We start from the raw sequence: 21,878 nt of genomic DNA on the forward strand, positions 1-21,878 counted from the left end.
AAATATAAAGTTGTAATGATTTGAAAAAGTAAGTTTGCTATATAATAATAAAAGTACTTATAGTTAAGGAGAGGAAAAAAGTGTTCATTAAATTTAACACAACACAACACAACACAACACAACACAACACAACACAACACAACACAACACAACACAACACAACACAACACAACACGTTGATTATGTAGGTCAACGTTTATTTGTCAAGTCATTTAATCCATTTTTAAGTATATTTAATATACTTAAAAATGGATTTTTTTATTTGAATGGAGGTGATTGCTGTGATTAGGGATCATCTTCAATCAAATGAAAATGTTAAGCCAAATACAGCGTTTTTAGAGGAATTAAAAAATAAACTGCCAGAGTTTTTCAATGATGAAGGCTTTGATATTGAAAAATTTCAAAATGCCTTGAAAGAAAATGATGTTAATGAATTTTCAGAAGGATATCAATTGAACTTTATCGGGAAAGATTATGCACGGAAACAAGCGGGTGATGCACCAACTTCTGTGATTGTTCCAGATAATGAACATAACCAAAAAGAAGAAAATAAGAATAGCAAGAATTTATTCTTTACAGGTGATAATTTAGAAGTATTACGTCATTTGAGAAATAATTATTCGAATAAAATTGATGTGATTTATATTGATCCACCATACAATACGGGAAATGATGATTTTGTTTATCCAGATAAATTTGAATATTCTGATAAACAGCTTGAAGAAGTATTTGGAATGTCAGAAAAAGATATTTTAAAATTGAATGCTTTGAAGGGAAGTAAAAGTCATTCTGCATGGCTTACTTTTATGTATCCAAGGTTATGGTTGGCTAAACAATTATTGACGGATGATGGTGTTATCTTTGTTTCTATAGATGAAAATGAGGAGGCAAACTTAAATTTAGTTTTAAATGATATTTTTGGAGAAATGAATTATGTTGGAGATATGATTAGAAAAACTAGAACTAGTAACAGTGATTCAGGAAACGGATTTAACCAACAACATGAATATATAAAAATTTTTTCAAAAAAAGCTTTGTCATTAAGAGGAGATCGAAAGGATTTTAGTAATTATAAAAATCCAGATAATGATAAAAATGGTGAATGGATTAAAGATAATCCAAGTGCTAGAAGTGGTGGAAGTAGTATGGCTTTTGAAATAAAGAATCCGTACACAGGACAAATTGATTTTCCCCCAGAAGGAAGATATTGGGCATTTTCATACGATACTTTTAATAAATGGATTAAAGAAGGCAAAGTAATTTGGGAGAAGGATATAAAAAAAGGAAGAAGAGGATTTTTTGTTAAAAAATATAAAAAAGAATTAAAAGATGAATATAAAACTTTTGAATCGCTTACGTTTATTAGTTCTAATTATTTAAACAGCGTGGGAACTAAAGAAGTAAGAGATAATTATTTTAATGGACAATCATTATTTTCAAGTCCTAAACCGGTAAATTTTATAAAGAAATTAATAAAAAGCTTTCCGTCAAAAGAATTTAATGTTTTAGATTTTTTTGCTGGTTCTGCAACCACAGCCGATGCAGTCATGCAATTAAATGCTGAAGATGGTGGAAAACGTAAATTTATCATGGTTCAGTTACCTGAAAAAACATATGAAGTAGATAAGAACGGTAATAAGAGACCAACAAAAGGTGGGAAAGCAGCTTTTGATGCTGGATACATGAGTATTGACGAAATTAGTCGTGAACGAATTAAGAGAGCTGCTAAGAAAATTAAAGATGAAAATCCTGATTTAGATGAAAATTTCGATGGAGGATTTAAACATTATTGTGTGGTATCTCCTCAAAAAGAAACATTGGATAAAATTTATGATTTTGATCCTGAAAGATATGAATTAGTTTCTGATATGATTGATAGTTTTTCAAGCTCTGCTTTAGGAGTGCCTGGAAATGCTAGTGGTGAAGATACCATCTTAACAACTTGGTTGGCAGAAGACGGATACGACTTTAATACTGACGATTTAGTTGAATATAATTTTGCAGGTTATAAAGCTTATGGAATTAAAGATACACGGCTATATTTAATTGATGGTAATTTAAATTCAAAGCAAATAAAAGAATTGTTAAATCAACTTGGAACAAATAAAATGAAATTCCAGTCAATTGTAGTATATGGCTATTCATTTAATGTAATGGATATAAAAGAGCTTGAACGTGGACTTTCACAATTAAATTCAAAAGTTAATTTAATTAAGAGGTACTAATATGAAAATTGTTTTAGAAGAATTACAACATCAAAGTGAAGCCTTAAAGCGAATTAATGAAACTTTTCCAGCAATTGATCACTTAAAGTCAGATTCATTAAATTTTGCTAACCCATTAATTGAGCATGCCTATGAAAAAGATTATTTTATTGATATTAAAATGGAAACGGGAACAGGTAAAACGTATGTTTATACGCGAATGATGTACGAATTGCATAAGCGGGGGATTTTTAAATTTGTGATTGTTGTTCCATTACCAAGCATCAAAGAAGGGACAAAGAGCTTTATTGAAAGTGACTATGCCAAGCAACATTTTAGTCAATTTTATGAGAATACTCATATTCAGTTAAACGTTATTAATAATGGTGATTTTAAAGCGAAGGGTGGAAGAAGAAATTTTCCGTCGCAATTAACTGAATTTATTGAAAGTTCGCGTGCAAATTCAAATCAAATTGAGGTTTTACTAATTAATGCAGGGATGCTTAATTCAAAATCAATGAAACGGAATGACTATGATCAAACTTTAGCCGGTGGAGAGACTTCACCAATTAAGGCGATTGCTGCCACTCGTCCAGTAGTGATTATTGATGAACCTCATCGCTTTGCAGAGGGAAATGCTGGTTATAAAAATATAATGAATTTGAAACCACAATCGATCATCCGGTTTGGAGCAACTTTTCCTAAGAAGAAAGTTGGCAGAGGAAAAAATGCAGTTGAAAAGGCACAGTATTATCAAGGAAAGCCCCAATATAATTTGAATGCGGTTGAAAGTTTTAATCAAGGTCTTGTAAAAGGAATAGATATTACTTATCCGATGTTATCAAACGAAATTATTAAGGATACATACAAAGTAAAGTCAACAGGAAAGAATGAACTAATTTTACAAGATCCAAATGGTAAAGAAAAAGTTGTTCAAACCGGTGAAAACCTTGCGGTAGCTGATAATTGGTTTGAAGGGTCGATCACGTATGATGGTGGATCAACAAAGCAAGGAAAATTATCGAACAATTTAGAAATTGTGCCAGGAATGAAACTAATTCCGGGAACATTTACTGAATCATATCAAGAAAGAATTATTAAACAAGCAATTGATGAGCATTTTAGAATTGAAGAGCGAAACTTTCTTCGAAAGAATGGTGCTCCTAAAATTAAAACTTTATCGTTATTTTTTATTGATAGCATTGATAGTTATGGCCGAAGAAAGTCAGATGGAACTGGACGTGAAAAAGGCTGGTTAACTGAGAAATTTGAAAAATTATTGCGTAAAAAATTAAATGATCGAATAAAATATTATTCACGTGCAACGAATAAACGTGAACAAGAATACTGTGATTTTTTACAAGCAACTCTTAAAAGTTTAAACTCAGAACATCAACAGGTGTATGCTGGATATTTTAGCGGCGATAATGGTCGGAAAAACCCAGACGATGATATTCAAGCTGAAGTTGATGACATCCTTAAAAACAAAGAAAAGATGCTTAGTTTTAAGGATAAAGATGGAAATTGGATAACGCGACGTTTTCTTTTCTCAAAATGGACTTTGCGTGAAGGCTGGGATAATCCAAATGTTTTTGTAATTGCCAAGTTAAGAACATCGGGATCAGAAAATAGTAAGATCCAAGAAGTTGGTCGTGGACTTCGTTTGCCAGTTGATGAAAATGGTAATCGAGTTCATCAAGATAAATTTGAAAGTCGGTTATCATTTTTAATTGGATATGATGAAAAAGATTTTGCAAACACATTAGTTAATGAAATTAATAGTGACGTGGATGTTCAATTGAACGAAGAAAAGCTTGATGAAAATATAATTAAGTTAATTGTTGAAGAACGTCAAAAAACAGATCCGGAATTCGATGCAGACAAATTAAAAAATAACTTGGGAAAACATAATATTATCGATTATTCTGGAAATTTCTATGACAAAGTTGAACTTAATGGAAAAACAATGTCAGGTTTTGAAGCGCTTGAAGAATTATATCCAGTTGTAAAACAGAAGAAAGTTGCGAGTGATAAAGTTCGTGATATGAATAAACATCCAGAATCAACAGAAGTAAAGTTAAATAAAGAAAACTGGAATAAATTACGAAAAATTTGGTTAAAACTTGTTCGACGTTCAATGGTTGTTTTTGATCGCGGTCAGGAAAATCAGGTTGAAGGCATCGCGAAAGCTGCTTTTTCAAATAGCGATAATTATGTAAAACAGGCTGTTCAAAATATCAAACAAAGAGTTCATGTTGATGAAGAAGCCGTAATCAGTGAACAAAAAGAAGATTATGAGGCACCTCAATATGAAACCATGAGTTATGGTAAATTTCTTGAACAAATATCGCGAGCAACTGGCTTGCAACCATCAACGATCAATAAGTATACAATTGAAGGAATGAAATCAGTAAATAATGATAAAGACTTTATTAACGAAATTACAATGAATAATCTGATAAAGGATTTCAATGAACGATTTAATAACTTTTTTGCTAATCTTTATCATTATGAGTCATTAGATTTTAATGCTTCAACATCAGTTTATGATTATGAAAAAGATGATTTTCTTGATACGGTATCTGCAAGCACTATTGGGGTCAATAGTATTAGTGCAACCGAAGCAGATAATAAATATCTTTATGATCGTCCGCCATTACGTTTTGATAGTGACGATCCGGAATTAGATATTTTAAAACATAACTACGATAATCAAAAAATTACTGTTTATGGTAAGTTACCAAAGCAAGCAATTAAAATCCCACGATATGATCATGGGACAACCACACCAGACTTTATTTTTAAAATCGAAAAGGATGGAGAGGATCCTAAATATCTAATGGTTGAAACCAAAGCTGAGAATCGTCGTGAAAGTGATAATCAAATTGTTAAAATTCAGGAAAAGTATTTTGAACAGTTACATGAAAGCGGAATTTACTATATGATGGCAACCAGCGATCAAGAGGTCCAAGAAAAGTTAAGAAGAATTCAAGAAGGAGAGGAATAAAAAGTAAATATGAGCATTTCACTTACAAAATTAGTAGAAGACGGTGAATTTAAGAAAACGGGAGCGAAGCCAAAACTTCCAATTAAAATTGAAGAGCTTAATTCTTCATTATTGGATGTATATCAAGTTCCATTGAAATATCTATATTACAATGATGAAAATGGGCGAATTGCTTCCGAAATGGAAAAAGAACGAATTGATCTTGAACCAGTTTCGGACAGTATTAATCCAGAATATAATGACCAAATTGCGAAACTAATTCGTAAAGATAATTCATCAAAGCTTAACCGAACAAAAAAAGATATCGAAAAAGATGGTCAAAAGGTTTTTGGATATGTGTTGGACGATGGACGAATCATTGATGGTAATCGGCGATTCACGGCACTAAGAGAATTACAAAATGAAAGTGGCAAGAATGGCTATTTTGAAGCTGTTATTTTACCATTCTCATATGACAAAAAGGTTGATCGTCAACGAATTAAAAGTCTTGAATTAGCAATTCAAATGGGTGTTGAAGAGCGGCAAGACTATGATCCGTTAGATAAAGCCGTTGATATTTACCGAACAACCGCTGATGAAAATTTATTTACACTTAATGATTATGCTGAAAAAGCTAATATGAAGAAACAAGAAGTGAAAGATAATTTTAATGCGGTTGTTTTGATGCGCGAATTCTTAGAGTTCATTGGTGTACCACAGGATGCATATTATTTGATTAAAGAAATCGGAACGTATTCAGTATTTTATGAAATGACTAAAACCTTGAGAACAACTTTTGGTAAAAGTGAAGATTCAGAGGTTAATAAAAATGAAACTAAATTAACGTTCTTTGTATGGGTACTGTCAAGAATTGGTCAAGGTGCCGGTGGAACGATGGCCTATGAAGGACGTGACTATAAGAAGAACATCATCAAGAAAAAGGAAAACAATGAATTTAACAGTGAAGTTGAAGACATTGTTGAAGATATTCAAGATGATTTATTAGAGCATGAAATTACGGGAGCAGCTTCGCTAAGTAAAGCAATTACCGATTCAAAGGATTCGTTTGAAGAATTTAACGATATTTATGATGAATACCTTGATAATGCTAAGAAGGATGAAAATATTGATTCCTTTATCAAAGATATTTCAAAAATTGCCAAGAAACTTAAAGACGTGAAATCTCAGGGAGGATTACGGGGAACAATGCGATTTGAACAGTTAAGTGATGACCAAAAAGAAGCATTACGGAATCAAATGCGTGAAATTTTAATTACCAGTGAAGATCTTTTTGAGGAGTATAAGAATGCGTAATCAACCCGAAATTATTAAGAATCAAAATGGCAATTTTCAATTAGTTGATGATGAAAACCAAACTTTACAGTCTTCAGTTGCACAACGAAAACTAAAGATCTTTAACCCATATTTTAAAGATCAAGAACAGATGATTTTTAACGATGAGGTCACGTATGTTCAAATTGAAAAATTAATTAATAGTTTAAATAAACGTCTTGATAAAAAAGGATTTCCAACTGTTAAGTTAAGTCAAAAATATCAGGAATTTATTAAGCAAAGTAAATATTACATTAAAGAGCAAAGTGATGCGGGCTTAACAATTAAAGATGCCGACCATCGATGGGATAAAGAGTTAGCAGATTTTTGTAAGGTCGTTAGTCAAGAAGTTTCACGTTCCTTAAAGAAAGAACAAGAAAGAGCTAGTTTTTTCTTAACTAAAATGAAACGAGCTGCGAATTTTTCAGTTCCAGGAGCTGGGAAAACAGCAATGATGTATGGAGCATTTGCGTACTTATCAAGTCCAAAAATTAATGAGGTTGATCGTCTTTTAGTGGTCTGTCCGTTAAACGCTTTTGAGGCATGGAGAAAAGAGTTTGTTGCAGTTTTTGGAGAAAAACGGCAGTTGAATTTCATGGACTTAAAAGATGACCGCTATAAGAATCAAAATAATATTAAGCTTGACTGGCCAAAGAAAAATGTAATTGTTATTAATTTTGAATCACTTTCAAGCAAATTAGAAGTGATTAATGAGTTAATTGATGACAAAACGATGATTGTCTTTGATGAGGTTCATCGAATTAAAGGAACTACAAGTAAGCGGGCCAAGGCAGCATTGAGCTTAAATAAAGCACCACGTTACCGTTATGTATTAACAGGAACTCCGATTCCTAACGGTTATAAGGATATATATAATTTCTTACATATAATGTATCCGGATGAATATTCAAAATTTTTTGGTTGGGATGTAAATGAGCTTGATAATGCCGATCCGGATGAAGTTAATCAAAAATTAGGACCGTTTTTTTGGAGAACAACTAAGAAAGATCTCAATGTTCCGCCGGCTGAAGCAGACCACCTAATTGAAGTAGATCCATCTGGACCCCAGTTGGGACTTGCCGAAAGGATTCATGAAGTCGAACAAAGTGCATTAGCTCGATATATCCGCTTGATTCAAGCTTCAACTAATCCTTCATTACTTAGAAAAAATATTAATTATAGTGATTTAGGATTAATTGAAGGTGAATCAAAAGAATGGGATTCTAATAAGGCAAAAATTGAGAAAGAATCACAAAGCGAAAGTAATCAATACGTTGATTTACCTTTGGAACAAATTCAAGCACCGAAATTTATTAAAGGTATTGAACTTACAAAACAATTGGTTTCTCAGAGGAAAAAGGTTTTAATTTGGGCAATGTTTGTTGATACAATGCATAAAATTCAAGATGCTTTATCTGATGAAGGGATTAAATCAACTCTAGTTTACGGTGCAACTCCTAAAAGTGATCGTGAGGGAATGATTGATGAATTTAGAAATGGAGATGTTCAAGTCCTGATTTCAAATCCAAATACTTTAGGAGAATCGATTTCATTGCATCAAACTGTTCACGATGCAATTTACTTTGAATATAATTTCAACTTAACTTTTATGTTGCAATCACGTGATCGAATTCACCGTTTGGGGTTACCTGATGATCAATATACAAGGTATTACTATTTGATGACAAATGGGACTGCAGCAGAGTCGGGATTTGTTGATCATGCTATTTATGAACGACTTAAAGAGAAGGAGCAAGTAATGTTAGACGCAATTGAAGGGGATTTACTTGTTCCGGAATATACAGATGATTATCTTGAAGAAGTTAAACGAATTATTGATGGAAAGTAAAAAATAATTTTCATAGATTTTAAAGAGGTTGTGACTGAGAATTCAATAGACAATCTCTTTTATTTTACCTAAAAAATTAGCACCGATGATCTTCTCACCTGTGCTAAATATTCAGTCAAATTTTAATGCCGCAGTTCATTTTTATTGTTAATCGACAATGCAATTAGTAACCCAATCACAGCGAGGACGATCGTAAAGATGATTCCATTATGAACTCCGTGTGTAAAGGCCACGGCACTGCTTGCACCATGAGAAGCAGTAATTCCCATTTGAAGCAGGCTGGTTGACATTGCGGTTGCGATTGCGCCGACGATCTGTTGAAGGGTGTTGATGATCGTACTTCCATCGGCTGATTCATAAATTTCAAGTGAATTTAAGGCGTGCGTTTGAGATGGTGACATTGCAAGCGGACAACCGATCATTAAAATCACGTGGGCAGCGATAATGCGCCGATGCCAGTAGTGATGATTTGCCGGGTCGTAAACCATTTAGTTAAGAGGCTTGAAAGTGGAAGGATAATTCCGATTACAAGCGTATAACCGGTAACGATCCACTGAAGGGTCGCATTGTCGATGTTAAGACTTTGCGACAATTGCGGAAGTGCAATGTTTAGTGAAGTTTTGGAAAGTATTCCAACGAACGCCCCGATAATTGGGCCCATCAAAGCGAGCCACGGATGTTGGATTTCAATTTGATGATCCATTATGATCTCCTCTCATTTCTCTAGTATGCGTTTTTAAACACGATGATTAGCATATCGAATTTTAAAATTTCATGTGAATAAAAAATTATTAAAAATAAGGATTTTATGAATCATAAATTCAAATCGCTTAAATAAATATTTTTTATAGGTGTTTTTCGAAAAAGAATATGCTATATTATAATTTGTAAAAACAAACATATGTTCGATAAGGAGGAAAACATGAAACGCAAAAGTTACATCGCCATCGATTTGAAGTCATTTTATGCCTCCGTTGAATGTATTGCGCGGAATTATGATCCATTACATACAAATTTGGTAGTTGCTGACGAAAGTCGGACAGATAAGACGATTTGTTTGGCGGTTTCACCGGCACTGAAAAGCTTTGGAATTTGTAGTCGGTCACGGCTATTCCAGGTCAAACAGAAGGTTAATGATTTTAATTACCGCCGAAAGCGGCAGGTGGTCGGTCATCGATTGAAAGATTATTCGGTCGACCGGAAAGAAGTTCGATCAAATCCCGCAATTGGTTTGGATTATGTGATTGCGCGACCGCGGATGAAATATTATGAAGAGGTCAGTGCTCAGGTTTACGGTATCTATTTGCGGTACATTGCGCCGGAAGATGTTTACGTTTATTCAATTGACGAGGCATTCATTGATGTTACGCCGTATTTAAAGGTATATGACTGTACAGCGCGGGAATTGGCTGAAAAGATCATCGATGATGTTTATCACGAAACGGGACTCACAGCGACGGTTGGGATTGGGACCAATCTATACTTGGCAAAGGTCGCAATGGATATTTTAGCCAAGCATATGACACCCACCAAGCACGGCGTTAAAATTGCAGAACTAAATGGCATGAAATACCGTAAGCTGTTGTGGAACCATGAACCGATCACAGATTTTTGGCGGGTTGGAAAGGGCTATGCGCGTCGACTGGATAAGCTGGGAATTCATACTATGGGAGAAATTGCGGCATGTTCTGCTAATCAGCTGAAATTGAATGACCAGTACAATGATGAATTGTTATACCGGACTTTTGGCAAGGCTGCCGAGGTTTTGATCGATCACGCCTGGGGTTATGAACCCAGGATATTAAAGCATACGAGCCGAAACGGCATTGTCTGTGTGTGGGCCAGCTATTGATGAAACCATACACGTTTGCGCAAAGTCAGGTGATCCTAAGTGAAATGAGTGATGAGATTGCATTGAAACTGGCAGGAACTCATCAGCTTGCGCAAGAATTAAACTTAAGTATTCATTATGATGAAAAGACATTTGGCTTGGTTTCCAATGTTGATGAGGTCGAAATTGACCGGTTTGGCCGCAAACGACCGCATTCGATTCGAAAAAGCATTGAATTACCACATCCGACAAATGCGAATTCCGTTATTCGGAAGGCTTTGCAGCAACTTTTTGATGACTACGTTGATCCACGCTATTTAATTCGGCGAATCACAATTACGGCGGAAGAGGTGATCGATGAAATGGTGGCTGATGATTTTCAAGAGTATGAACAGACTGATTTTTTTTTGCAAAACAATCCGCGGGGACATTCTAAATATGACGAGCAGCGTGAAATGGATTGTCAAAATGCGATTTTAACAATTAAGGATCGTTTTGGCCAAAACGCAATTTACAAAGCAATGGATCTTCAAGAAATTTCGATGACTCGCCGGCGTAACCTGCAAATTGGCGGTCATCTAGCTTAGGAGGAACAAAATGAAGTACGATTACCGGCAAATTATTAAAATTCCATACCATCAGTCGCAAGCTCATCCGCGAATGCCAATGGCCGAACGTGCCGCAATCTTTTTGCCATTCGCTGCTTTAAGTGGTTTTGAAGATGAAATTGAGCGGGTCAAGAAGGAAAGTCAGGATGCAGCGGATCAATAAAAAGTTAAAAAGATTGATTTGCTTCCATATTTTGATTAATGATACCATTCAAAAAAAGATACCATCACGAAATATGTCAGGGGAGATTTAGATGTCAATTTTAGTTAATTTATACAAATGGGGAAGTGCGCAGGGAGTGTTGATTCCGCGTGAAATTTTAAGGAAAATTGGAATTGATGATTTACGAAATGCCAAATTGGTATTAGATGTAAAAGATAATGTAATTATTTTGAAAAAGGAATCGTTAGAGTTGGACGATGAAGTTCAAGAAAGTGTTGAGGAATATTTGGTGGATGGAGAATAAGAGAGTTATTCAATATATTTATTTATCTATAATTTTATGATAATAAAATTGTTGACTAACTGGTCTAATCATATATAATTCTAAATGGAAAGTAGGCCACTTACTTTCCGTTCAATTTTTGTTGATCAGTCTTTACACGAAACTAACCCAACTATATTTGATCAACAATTACTCATGAATCCTCACCGTTTTGCTTAATTAACGGTGAGTTTTTTGTATGTACATAATTTATTAAAGAAAAATGAATATAAATGTAATTGAATATTAAATTACTAGACGGGACATGCTTATTATGAATATGTTCCGCTTTTTTGATATTTATTTTGATGTTTGATATAATTCCAAAGTTATATAAAAATCTAGGGGGATTTTAAATGAAAAACAAGTATAAAATTCATCAATCTTTTGTTAAATGGTTAATTGCTATCGTTGCATTTGCAATTATATTTTGGTTTTGCTACTCTAATAGATCTGATAGTCCAAAGTTAGTGTTTCAAGCTTGTATGTGGATTGCTGTAATTGGTGTTGGATTAGGATTAGTTGTTTCACTGGGAATATGCATTTGGCTTTTGTTTGCTAAGTCTGTATTAGTGTTTGATTTCGACAAAAATATGATCACTGTAAAAAATCCGGTTTTGTTTAGTAAGCGAACGACGGATGTTCGTTTTGATGAAATTTCAAAAATTTCTGTTAGTCGAGAAAGTATATATCGAATGATTAATATTGATGTCAAAGAACCGCATGAGAAAACAGGGATGACGATTAATGATGGAATGACTGTATCCGCTAATTTATATTTTCCTACTAGCAAAAGCATAAAGGATTTAGATGATGCGATTAAACGTCTAAATTCAGAATTGGATATTAAATAATACTAAATGTTTTGATAATTTTAGTGAGGGAGTATTTGCTTTGAAAAAGGATGAATTTATTGCTGAAGAATCTTCAATTAAGTGGTTATTCTTTATGTGTTATATATGTCTTTTTAGTTGTTTACCTATCGCTCTTATCATTAATTTTTTTCTTCATTTTACATTGATGAATGTAATAGAAGTTACACTTATGGGACTTTTGGTTTGTGTAGTTATTTCTTTCTGTGCGGCAATTAGTTCGCCATTAAAAATTGACTTTGATCATCGAATCATTTATTTTCGTAAGGCTCTAAATTATGAGTTTAACGGAATGGCGGGTAAGGTTGAAACGGAAGATGCAAAGAAGATTAATTTTGATGATATAGCAGACATAGAAATTAAAGGATTAAGTACTCATTTAATAAGTCTTAAATTTACTGTTCTTTTAGTTAAGACCAAAACAACTTGTGAAGGATTGCCCTATGATTTAACTAAGGGCAATAATGTTATCTCTATATCATTAAATCTAATGACATGTAGAAGTTCAAAAGGATTAGAATCAGCGGTTAATCGCTTAAAATCAGAATTGGATATTAAGTAGTACTGAGACTACTCATGAAGTTCATCGCATATTATGTGGTGAACTTTTTTGATATGCTATATTAGTAACATAAGTAATTGTACATTTTATTAAGGGAGAAAAGTGAATATGAATGTAAAAAAGGCGTTTTGTAGATTTTTGCTTATTTTGATGTTTTTTGTAGAACAGTTAGGTTTAGCATTTGTATTGATTAAAACTAAAGCTCTAATAGAGATAATTTTATTATTGGTATCAGTAATAGGAGTTATTTTTCTTCAAATGTGGTATCAAAAATTAATCAATGTAAAACTATCTCGTTTTTCCAAATATATTAAATTTATTGTCCTCACGTTGATTGTTTTACTTATTGTAGAAGAGGTTATATCACATTTTTCAAGCACGTCAGCTAACCAACAATTGATTAATCCAAAGTACTAAATGGATAATGACGGTATTAGGAGTAATAATTGCACCAATCGTTGAAGAAGGTACATTTCGGACAGGGATAATGGGAAATACCAAACATCCAGTTATTTTAGGAACAATTAGCACAGTGCTATTTGTATGTGCTCATATGATATCAACAAACCAATCGTTAATTTCCATCATATTGAACATAACTGCATATGCATTAATTAGTGCAGTATTATGTTTGTTGTATTATCGAACAAAGGATTGGCGGGTAAATACGGTATTTCATATCTCATGGAATTTACTGTCATTCGTTACATCTGCAATTTTTTAATTTGGAAAGTTACAGTGCAACGTAAATAACCTTGCCTCTACGTAACTGGAAAAGTTCATCGCATATGCGTGGTGAACTTTTTTGTGTTATTATAGATAATTTTCGGCTTTTCAAACTAGTCAAAATTAGCTGAGTGTGCAACAAATGTGCAACGAAGTTCTCAATTTGTTCTCCAAATGCTTTGGAAAATGATTTATAGAAAAACAAAAACACCGTAAAATCAACGTTTTACGGTGTTCAAGTAAAGGATAAGATTTATCAAAAAGGAGAGTACAGGATTTGAACCTGCGCGCCGGTTATAGCCGGTTCGGCGGATTTCGAGTCCGCTGCATTACCACTCTGCCAACTCTCCATAACAGCTAGTATTATATCAGTAATTATTCATGCCAGCAATAAAAAAATGCCGCATCGGCGACATTTTTTATAATTTTCAATTATTGGTTTTGGTTACCATTGTTTGCAGGATGTTGTTGGAATAAGAACACGCATGAAATAATTAAAAGAACAATTGCTGGGAATGCAAGCACTGCAGTTAATCCAAAACAAACGCTGCCAATGGTACCTAAAATTCCGCCTGTCATTTTAATGCCATACTTGTGTGATTGGTAAATGCAGATTGCATTTAAAACAACCCCAATCCAGGCCATGACATAAAAGAACGTTGCAGCTCCGCTAGTTGCATTCGCTGTTGAGCCTAACGCATCGGTAAAGGCTGTTCCAAAAATGACAAACCATGAAATGGTAAATAATACACAGTTCACAATATTAAGAATTGCGGTCCAGGTATTAATTTTTAATTTCTTAGACATACTCCAAACTCCTTTCTTCAAAAAATACTTTACTATCATATCACAATTTTAGTTAAACTTTTTACCAAAACACTTGGCGGCGTTTCTTAAAGCAAAATTCTTGGAAATTAGAGCCAATGGAACTACACTAAAGATGGTTGATGAAGGAGCTTTCATTCTAGTAGGTGAGTGAAAGAATATCGACCAAATCTTCGCTCCGGATACGGAGTGAAGTTTTTTTTATCTTAAGCAATTTTGAAAAAAAGCATTAATTCCGTTAGAATAGGGAGTATTAGATTTTGAAACGAGGAATTAACGATGGAAAGTTGGCTGTTTTTGGCATTAATTTTAGCAGTCGCGATTTTTGGAAAGAATAATTCATTGATTTTTGCAACGGTGGTTGTGATGTTATTGAAATTATTGCCATTTGCGCAAAAGTGGATGGAAACGATCCATAGTAAAGGAATCAACTGGGGCGTTACGATTATTTCAATTTCAATTTTAATTCCGATTGCGACCGGCCAGATTGGGTTCAAGGAGCTAATTGATGTTTTTAAATCACCTGGCGGCTGGGTTGCGATTGGATGCGGAATCTTAGTTGCAATCCTTTCAAAATGGGGCGTTAACCAATTATCAGTTTCGCCGCAAGTCACGGTTGCGTTGGTATTCGGAACGATTCTCGGAGTGGTTCTCTTTAAGGGAATCGCTGCGGGACCGGTGATTGCGAGCGGAATTACCTTTGTAATTATTTCATTGTTGCATTTAAGTTTATAAGTAAAAAGGTGAAGACATGTTAAAGGATATTATGGCACAAAACGTTACGGCAACGGTAACGGATGAAAATGACGAATTTGTTTTTGCGCAAATTGACGGCTTGACTTTTAAATTGGATAAAAGTGAACTGATCAAAATGCCGAAGATGGGATCAAAGATTTCTGGCTGGGCTTATGAAAATGAAAATCATGAACTCCAATTAACGAAAAATCCACCGAAAAGCGGGATTGACAAGTATGCTTGGGGAACAGTCGTTAAGGTTCAACGTAATCTAGGGGTCTTTGTCAATATCGGCTTGCCAAATAAAGACGTTGTCGTTTCAATGGATGATATGCCGGCAATGGCTGAATTGTGGCCGGCAAAGGGTGATCGGTTGATGGTTGCATTATCAGTTGACGATAAGGGCCGAATTTGGGGGGAACTTGCAACGGACTCAATGTTTCATGGAGTCAGCGATAAGGCGGATGCTTCAATGAAAAACAAGGATGTGACCGCAACGGTTTATATGTTAAAAATCACGGGAACGCACGTGATTACAAGTGATTACCAGTTAGGATTTATTCATCCATCCGAGCGGGAAGTTGAACCGCGGTTGGGTGAAGTGGTCAATGCGCGGGTGATCGGTGTCAATGATCGCGGTGAATTGAATTTATCATTAAAGCCGCGGGCATTTGAAGCAATTGGTGACGATGCGCAAATGATTTTAGCAGCTTTACAACATTCCCAAGCTCACGTGTTGCCATATACGGATAAGAGCAGTCCGGATGAGATCAAAGCATACTTTGGAATCAGTAAGGGGGCCTTTAAACGGGCGGTTGGTCATTTAATGAAGGCCGGCCTTGTTCACCAAGAAGATGGCTTACTGATTTTGAATGATCAAAATTAACCTTTTTGTCATTCAGATTGAAATATGGTACATTAACGTAAAAAGGTTATACCCTTGCATAAGAGGAAAGCATTTATAGGAGATTTAAAATGTTAGTTAAGTATAAGAGCGACTATAAGAAAATCGCGATGGGGCTGTTGTCCTTTATCCCTGGATTAAAGGACGTTAACCGCCTTGAAGCCGAAATTTCCTGGTATCAGGATGACGATAGTCGGGTTCTTTATTTATGGCGTAATGAAAATGGGGATTTTAGCGGAATCGTCGGGGTTGAAGTCAGTGACGAAATTGTCGTGATTCGGCAAATTGCACTGTCACCGTCAGAGCGAAGCCAAATTGCATATAATCAAGTATTAGATGAAGTCGCTCATCAATATCCAGATTGTAAGATGATGGGCAGCCTCGACGTTGCTTCAATTATTGCAAAATGGGAACACCAAAATGAAAGCAAACACGAATAACGATCATCAATTAACGTTTAAAGTTGAAAAATTTGAAGGCCCGTTGGATTTGTTATTGCACTTGATTCGTCAGAATAAAATGAACATCAATGATATTCCAATGGCTGAGATTACTGCCCAGTACATCGATTATTTACATCAAATGCAGACGTTGCAGCTCGATGTTGCTGGGGAGTATTTGGTTATGGCGGCAATGTTGTTAAACATTAAAAGTAAAATGTTGCTGCCGACTGAACAGGAACAAGCAGAGGAATTCGAAGAAGATTACGAGGATCCACGGGAAGAGTTAGTTCAGCAATTGATTCTTCACCAGACATTTCAAGATGCTGGAGTCCAGTTGCAGGCCCTTGCAACTGAGCGGCAAAAACAATATTCGCGTGAGCAGGCAACTATTCCGGCAGATGCCAAACTTGGTAAGTTGTCAGATGAAGAATTATCAACGGAAATGCTGCAACATGCGTTTGCTCGCATGATTGCCCAGCGGAAAATTGCCAAACCGGTTCGGCGGAAACTTGAAACTGAAAAGTACACCATTAAAGGTGAAATCAAACGGGTGCAACACCGCATTCAGCAAGCAACGCACCCTCTTGAATTTCAAAGCTTATTTGGTGATCAAATCGAAGCAGAACAACTGGTAACGACTTTTCTTGCGTTGCTTGAATTAACCAAACGGGGCGAGGTAACCGTTAGTCAAACGACCCAATTAGGCCCAATCATCTTAGAAAGAGGAACAAAAAATGCTGTCAAACCAAGCAAAGGTTGAAAGCCTGATTTTCGTAAGCGGAAATGAAGGTATATCGATCACTGATCTTGCTCACTTAACGGGCTTGTTAAAACCAGCAATTAATGAACAATTAAAATTGCTGATAAAAAAGTATAATACTGATAAGACTTGCAGTTTCGAATTGGTTCAAACGGGTGAAACGGTTAAATTTACAACTAAAAAGGCGTTTGCCCCATTGATCAAAAGCTACTTTGAAGCTCCGGCAACGACCACGCTTTCGCAGGCAGCAATTGAAACCTTGGCGATTATCGCGTATAAGCAGCCGATTACCCGGATTGATATTGAAGAGATTCGTGGTGTTAAGGCGAGCGGAATGATTCAAAAATTAATGGCGTTGGAACTGATCAAGGAAGATGGACGGTTAGATGTTCCCGGACGGCCGATTTTATACTCAACGACAGAAAAGTTTCTTGATCATTTTGGAATCAAGTCATTGGATGAATTACCGCCGCTTCCGCAGGATGAAGCAGATGAGTCGAATGATAATGAAAATGATCCAAATGATTTAATGGAATTATTTGAAAAAACAATTGGAAAGGAGGAAGAATAATGGCAGAACGACTGCAAAAGGTAATGGCGCAAGCAGGAGTTGCTTCACGGCGGGCCAGCGAAAAGATGATTTTGGACGGCAAAGTGAAGGTCAACGGGAAAGTTGTCACCCAGTTAGGAACGAAGGTAACGGGGAACGACGCAGTTGAAGTTAATGGCAAATTAATTGAACAGGCGGAAACAAAGGAATATTTTCTTTTTTATAAACCGCGTGGCGTGATTTCAGCAGCCAAGGATAATAAAGGTCGGAAAGTCGTTACGGATTACTTTAGCGACATTCCGGTTCGGTTATATCCGGTTGGCCGGTTAGATTATGATACTTCCGGATTATTGATCATGACGAATGATGGTAAATTAGCAAATATGCTGATGCATCCGCGGTACAAAATTGAAAAGACCTACGTGGCAAAGGTTAAAGGAATTCCAACAAATGATGACTTAAAACATTTGCGTTTAGGCGTGAAGTTGGATGCCAAGCATAAATCTGCGCCGGCCAAAGCAAAGATCCTATCAAGTGATAAACGCAGCGACACGGCAATTGTATCATTAACGATTCATGAAGGCCGGTATCACCAGGTAAAATTGATGCTTGAAAAGGTTGGGCATCCGGTGAAAAAACTGAAACGCGAAAAGTATGGTTTCCTGACGCTTGACGGGCTGACGGCAGGTCAATTCCGGCCGTTATCGCACAATGAAATTCGCAACCTTGAAAAGTTGGTCGAAGGAAAACGATTTTAACTTTGATAACTAAGAAATTTAAAATTAGAATTAGTTTAAATTAAATAATGATCTGAATGTCTTCAGGGCAGGGTGTAATTCCCGACCGGCGGTGACAGTCCGCTACTCCGTAAGGATCGAACCGGTGAAATTCCGATACCGACAGTAAAGTCTGGATGGAAGAAGATACAAAAAGATTTGCAACTGGCAGCAATGTCAGGTTATTTGCATGTATCTCCTTCTAAATTTGATTTAGGAGGATTTTTTTATGAAAAAATCATGGCGAAATTTAACGATTGCAGCGCTTTTAGGAGCGATGGCATACCTTTTGATGTACATTGCAATTCCGATCATTCCGATCGTTCCCTACATGACGTTGGATTTTTCCGGAATTCCAATTTTACTAGCATTTTTGATTTTTGGACGCAAAGATGGCTATGTTGCACTGCTCATTAAAGAGCTTTTACACCTGATTTTGGCAGGAATGGCAATCAGTAATTTAATTGGGGTTCTGGCAGATGCGATTGCGTTGATTGTCTTCATCGAAATTTTTAATTATTTTTCAAAAGCGGGTACCCAGCATTATATTCGCGCAATTGCACTTGCCACATTAGGAATGACGGTGATCATGGCGGCTGCCAATTATTGGGTCATTACCCCGTTGTACATTAAAGTTTTAGGAATGAAAATTACCATTCCGCTTGTTAAAATGGTTTTGCTTGGCGTCGTGCCATTTAATCTGATCAAAGGAATCGTGATTGGTGGGTTGACAACTTTACTGGTTCCAAAATTGAGAAAAGTGTTAACGATTGCGCGTTAATTGATTTTTAAAAGGCCGGTTAACGGTCTTTTTATTATGCTATGAAGTTGCTAAAAATGCTATAATTTTGATATTCATAACGATGAAGGGAGGCACCATAATGACTGACTGGCATCTTCTCTATTTTTTCGATCAGCAGCAACCGCGAAAAGCAACGGTTTTACGGCAGATCCTAACGAATAAGCGCACTGGCTCCACGTTGTTTTGGGGACTACGGTATCATTACTTGGACTACTTAAACGCCGTTCCGCGGTTGGATGTAAAAAAGTTTGATGATGTGATCGATGATCTGATTGCCCAAAATTGGTTACATTCTTCAAGACAGGGATTGCAATTGACTTCTCACGGGCAGGAAGTACTTGCAATGAAGCAAACACCGTATTCGTTTGCCAACCATCCGGAGTTGAATCAAAAATTCGATTACCAGTTGTGGCAAGCAATTTTATTATTGATGGTTCAAGTTGCCTCGGAATATCGTTATCACAATTCAAACTATTACGTTGCGAATCAGAACTTAAAGGCGCAGTTCTTAATTAAGAGCTGGTTGCAAGTTAACTCCTTTGAAACGCTTGCGGTAGAAGTTTCAGAATGCCTTGGGCAATTTTTAGATCAATGTGATCCTGCTAAAGCAGATCTTTTTACCGCTAAATTAGTTGGGCATTCCCAAAATGGATTGTCAGATGGCCAGATTGCCTCCCAGCTTGGAATTTGTCCGTTAGAAGTTTCGTGGACGTGGCGGGATCTCGCATTTCAGTTTGCGGCCTTTGTTCAGGCACGGTCAAACCTAAAAATCAGTCAACTTGTTCAGGTTATTGCCTTACCCGGAGCGTTGACCCCAACGATTCAGCAAACTGCAAGATTGTTTAACGAAGGAAAAACAGTTGACCAAATCATCCAAATTCGACGGTTACGGCGCAGTACGATCGAGGAGCATTTGCAAGTATTGGCAATTTTCCAGTCAGATTTTCCATACGAAAAGGTTTTAAGTGAATCTGATTTGAAGACGTTGGCAAGGGTCTATGCGGGGACCGAGATTGACCAGTGGCGGTATGCTGAATTGCAGCAGCAGGGTATTGAAATGCCGTTTTTGAAATTCCGCCTCTATGCAATTATAAAAACGCATGGTGAATACAATGAATGAAAATGAAATTCAAACGAAATTACAACAGGCTTTAAAACAAGAATTCGGCTTCGAAGATTTTAAACCGGGTCAAGCTGAAACTTTAACGAGTTTGGTTGAAGGTCATTCAATCTTGGCGATTTTACCGACAGGAACGGGAAAGTCATTATGTTATCAGCTTTATGGGAAGTTCACTCACCAGCGGGTTCTGATCATTTCACCGCTGATTTCATTAATGCAAGACCAGGTCGAACAAATGAAGTATAGTGGGATTTCGCAAGTGGTGGCATTGACTTCAAAGTTAACGGGACAGGAACGCGACTTTGTGTTGCATAATTTAGCGAATTACCAATTTATTTTTGCTTCACCGGAAATTCTGCAAAATGAGTTGATTTTTAACCAAATCCGGCGGTTGCAGATTGGATTACTGGTCGTTGATGAAGCACATTGCATTGCAAAGTGGGGACCAGATTTCCGACCGGATTATTTAATTTTAGGAAAGATTCGGCAATTACTTGGGCAACCGTTAACGTTGGCTTTGACCGCAACGGCAACGCCTGATGTTGAGATGGCGATCAAAAAACAATTACGGTTTGAAGATGATTCGCAAGTAATTCGGTATTCGATCGATCGGCCGAATATCTTCTTAAACGTTGAAGAAGTTGAGTCGGAAACGGCGAAAAATGACCGGTTGCTTGAATTGGTGGCCACGATTCAAGGACCGGGGTTGATTTACTTTTCAAGTAAGAAAAAGGCGGATGAAATTGTTGAATTTTTATCGCGGAAGACGAGTTTACGGGTCGCGGCCTACCATGCCGATCTGAACTTGGAAGATCGGTTCTCAATTCAACATCAGTTCATTGAAAATCAATTGGATGTAATCTGTGCAACGAGTGCATTTGGAATGGGTGTCAATAAAAAGGATATCCGGTATGTGATTCACTATCATTTACCGGCAGACCTTGAAAGTTACGTTCAGGAAATAGGACGGGCCGGACGGGATGGTCAGCAAAGCATTGCAATTTTATTGTATGTTCCGGGAGATGAAAGTTTGCAGTATACAATGCAGATCGATTCGGCGCCGCAAAAAAATGAGATCGACTATTATTATCATCATCCGGAATTATTAAAAGACCTTCAAGATGAGAACCATCAATTTTTGAAGGCGTTTATCAATGCTCAAATTTCGCTTCCGCGGCTTGAAAGCTTTTTTACGAAGCATCGGCAAGATAAATCGGCAGCACTCAATCAGATGATTGCATATATTCATACTGATCAATGCAAACGTCAATTTATTTTGGATGCATTTAAAGAAAATCGAACCGTTCAGCACAATGAAAAGTGTTGCCAAAGTGGGCCGGTGGATGTCGCGTTGCTTGGATTGGAAAAACAAGAACAAGCGGAACCGAGATCAACAATCAAAATGCAGAATTATCGTCAGGTTCTTGCAGAATTATTTGCGCAAGAAAAATAAATTTAGTATGGTAAAATTATTTTGAGATGTGGTAAGATATTTGAGGACACGTTTT

Annotated in this window: 22 protein-coding genes, 1 tRNA gene, 1 pseudogene and 1 riboswitch; of the genes and pseudogenes, 21 read left to right on the forward strand and 3 right to left on the reverse strand. The window is 36.2% G+C overall.

Annotation, left to right across the window (positions count from 1 at the left end; translation table 11 throughout):
• The first annotated feature begins 281 nt into the window (after window positions 1-281).
• The 4 genes from Q3C15_RS00005 to Q3C15_RS00020 are packed head-to-tail and all read left to right on the forward strand — an operon-like array spanning window position 282 to window position 8,371.
• On the forward strand, window positions 282-2,225 hold the full coding sequence (locus Q3C15_RS00005) for a site-specific DNA-methyltransferase (protein ID WP_302703401.1): 1,944 nt from the start codon (window positions 282-284) through the stop codon (window positions 2,223-2,225).
• A gap of 1 nt (window position 2,226) precedes the next feature.
• Window positions 2,227-5,211 carry a type III restriction-modification system endonuclease gene (locus Q3C15_RS00010; protein ID WP_302703402.1) on the forward strand — a complete coding sequence of 995 codons (2,985 nt, stop codon included), beginning with the start codon at window positions 2,227-2,229 and terminating at the stop codon, window positions 5,209-5,211.
• A 9-nt stretch (window positions 5,212-5,220) separates the two neighbouring features.
• Entirely contained in the window at window positions 5,221-6,504 is a 1,284-nt protein-coding gene (locus tag Q3C15_RS00015) for a hypothetical protein (protein WP_302703403.1), read from the forward strand.
• A complete protein-coding gene (locus Q3C15_RS00020) occupies window positions 6,497-8,371 on the forward strand; it encodes a DEAD/DEAH box helicase (RefSeq protein ID WP_302703503.1) in 1,875 nt (624 codons plus the stop codon). The genes Q3C15_RS00015 and Q3C15_RS00020 overlap by 8 nt, the downstream gene beginning before the upstream one ends.
• A gap of 122 nt (window positions 8,372-8,493) precedes the next feature.
• Here the strand turns inward: Q3C15_RS00020 and Q3C15_RS00025 are convergent.
• A pseudogene (locus Q3C15_RS00025) lies at window positions 8,494-9,074 on the reverse strand (hypothetical protein).
• Between the two features lie 219 nt (window positions 9,075-9,293).
• Here Q3C15_RS00025 and Q3C15_RS00030 point away from each other — a divergent pair.
• The 8 genes from Q3C15_RS00030 (at window position 9,294) to Q3C15_RS08670 (ending at window position 13,453) form a co-directional block, all read left to right on the forward strand.
• Window positions 9,294-10,223: a hypothetical protein gene (locus tag Q3C15_RS00030; protein WP_302703404.1), complete on the forward strand. Its 930-nt coding sequence runs from the start codon at window positions 9,294-9,296 to the stop codon at window positions 10,221-10,223.
• On the forward strand, window positions 10,223-10,789 hold the full coding sequence (locus Q3C15_RS00035; RefSeq protein ID WP_302703504.1) for a hypothetical protein: 567 nt from the start codon (window positions 10,223-10,225) through the stop codon (window positions 10,787-10,789). The genes Q3C15_RS00030 and Q3C15_RS00035 overlap by 1 nt, the downstream gene beginning before the upstream one ends.
• Window positions 10,790-10,799: 10 nt before the next feature.
• A complete protein-coding gene (locus tag Q3C15_RS00040; protein ID WP_098034961.1) occupies window positions 10,800-10,973 on the forward strand; it encodes a hypothetical protein in 174 nt (57 codons plus the stop codon).
• A 91-nt stretch (window positions 10,974-11,064) separates the two neighbouring features.
• On the forward strand, window positions 11,065-11,277 hold the full coding sequence (locus tag Q3C15_RS00045) for an AbrB/MazE/SpoVT family DNA-binding domain-containing protein (RefSeq protein ID WP_302703405.1): 213 nt from the start codon (window positions 11,065-11,067) through the stop codon (window positions 11,275-11,277).
• A 374-nt stretch (window positions 11,278-11,651) separates the two neighbouring features.
• Window positions 11,652-12,149, forward strand: a complete 498-nt coding sequence (locus tag Q3C15_RS00050; protein WP_302703406.1) for a hypothetical protein — start codon at window positions 11,652-11,654, stop codon at window positions 12,147-12,149.
• Between the two features lie 40 nt (window positions 12,150-12,189).
• Window positions 12,190-12,729: a hypothetical protein gene (locus Q3C15_RS00055; RefSeq protein ID WP_302703407.1), complete on the forward strand. Its 540-nt coding sequence runs from the start codon at window positions 12,190-12,192 to the stop codon at window positions 12,727-12,729.
• Between the two features lie 108 nt (window positions 12,730-12,837).
• Entirely contained in the window at window positions 12,838-13,146 is a 309-nt protein-coding gene (locus tag Q3C15_RS00060; protein ID WP_302703408.1) for a hypothetical protein, read from the forward strand.
• A gap of 7 nt (window positions 13,147-13,153) precedes the next feature.
• Complete coding sequence (locus tag Q3C15_RS08670) at window positions 13,154-13,453, forward strand: CPBP family glutamic-type intramembrane protease (RefSeq protein ID WP_368045385.1); 300 nt, start codon at window positions 13,154-13,156, stop codon at window positions 13,451-13,453.
• A 264-nt stretch (window positions 13,454-13,717) separates the two neighbouring features.
• Here the strand turns inward: Q3C15_RS08670 and Q3C15_RS00065 are convergent.
• Both Q3C15_RS00065 and Q3C15_RS00070 read right to left on the reverse strand, forming a co-directional pair.
• Window positions 13,718-13,805, reverse strand: a tRNA-Ser gene (locus Q3C15_RS00065).
• Between the two features lie 82 nt (window positions 13,806-13,887).
• Window positions 13,888-14,262 carry a hypothetical protein gene (locus Q3C15_RS00070; RefSeq protein WP_057827390.1) on the reverse strand — a complete coding sequence of 125 codons (375 nt, stop codon included), beginning with the start codon at window positions 14,260-14,262 and terminating at the stop codon, window positions 13,888-13,890.
• A gap of 297 nt (window positions 14,263-14,559) precedes the next feature.
• On the opposite strand from Q3C15_RS00070, the gene Q3C15_RS00075 reads away from it, so the two are divergent.
• From Q3C15_RS00075 to Q3C15_RS00115, 9 genes are all read left to right on the forward strand, one after another.
• Window positions 14,560-15,015, forward strand: a complete 456-nt coding sequence (locus tag Q3C15_RS00075) for a DUF441 domain-containing protein (protein ID WP_283580501.1) — start codon at window positions 14,560-14,562, stop codon at window positions 15,013-15,015.
• Between the two features lie 16 nt (window positions 15,016-15,031).
• On the forward strand, window positions 15,032-15,901 hold the full coding sequence (locus Q3C15_RS00080; RefSeq protein WP_302703409.1) for a S1 RNA-binding domain-containing protein: 870 nt from the start codon (window positions 15,032-15,034) through the stop codon (window positions 15,899-15,901).
• An 89-nt stretch (window positions 15,902-15,990) separates the two neighbouring features.
• Window positions 15,991-16,359, forward strand: a complete 369-nt coding sequence (locus tag Q3C15_RS00085) for a hypothetical protein (RefSeq protein WP_057827393.1) — start codon at window positions 15,991-15,993, stop codon at window positions 16,357-16,359.
• Window positions 16,340-17,122: a ScpA family protein gene (locus tag Q3C15_RS00090; RefSeq protein ID WP_302703410.1), complete on the forward strand. Its 783-nt coding sequence runs from the start codon at window positions 16,340-16,342 to the stop codon at window positions 17,120-17,122. The genes Q3C15_RS00085 and Q3C15_RS00090 overlap by 20 nt, the downstream gene beginning before the upstream one ends.
• Window positions 17,097-17,693 (forward strand): SMC-Scp complex subunit ScpB, encoded by a 597-nt coding sequence (scpB, locus tag Q3C15_RS00095; protein ID WP_064208645.1) that lies wholly within the window; start codon window positions 17,097-17,099, stop codon window positions 17,691-17,693. The genes Q3C15_RS00090 and scpB overlap by 26 nt, the downstream gene beginning before the upstream one ends.
• A complete protein-coding gene (locus Q3C15_RS00100) occupies window positions 17,693-18,430 on the forward strand; it encodes a pseudouridine synthase (RefSeq protein WP_057827396.1) in 738 nt (245 codons plus the stop codon). Before scpB ends, Q3C15_RS00100 begins: the two co-directional genes overlap by 1 nt.
• Before the next feature lie 54 nt (window positions 18,431-18,484).
• A riboswitch (FMN riboswitch) is annotated at window positions 18,485-18,601 on the forward strand.
• Between the two features lie 76 nt (window positions 18,602-18,677).
• Window positions 18,678-19,229 carry an ECF transporter S component gene (locus Q3C15_RS00105; protein WP_282458146.1) on the forward strand — a complete coding sequence of 184 codons (552 nt, stop codon included), beginning with the start codon at window positions 18,678-18,680 and terminating at the stop codon, window positions 19,227-19,229.
• A 100-nt stretch (window positions 19,230-19,329) separates the two neighbouring features.
• Window positions 19,330-20,370: a helix-turn-helix domain-containing protein gene (locus tag Q3C15_RS00110; protein WP_302703411.1), complete on the forward strand. Its 1,041-nt coding sequence runs from the start codon at window positions 19,330-19,332 to the stop codon at window positions 20,368-20,370.
• Complete coding sequence (locus Q3C15_RS00115) at window positions 20,363-21,823, forward strand: ATP-dependent DNA helicase RecQ (RefSeq protein ID WP_302703412.1); 1,461 nt, start codon at window positions 20,363-20,365, stop codon at window positions 21,821-21,823. Before Q3C15_RS00110 ends, Q3C15_RS00115 begins: the two co-directional genes overlap by 8 nt.
• Window positions 21,824-21,878 lie beyond the last annotated feature (55 nt).

The sequence above is a fragment of the Ligilactobacillus sp. 110_WCHN genome, from assembly GCF_030518115.1.
GTDB lineage: Bacteria > Bacillota > Bacilli > Lactobacillales > Lactobacillaceae > Ligilactobacillus > Ligilactobacillus aviarius_C.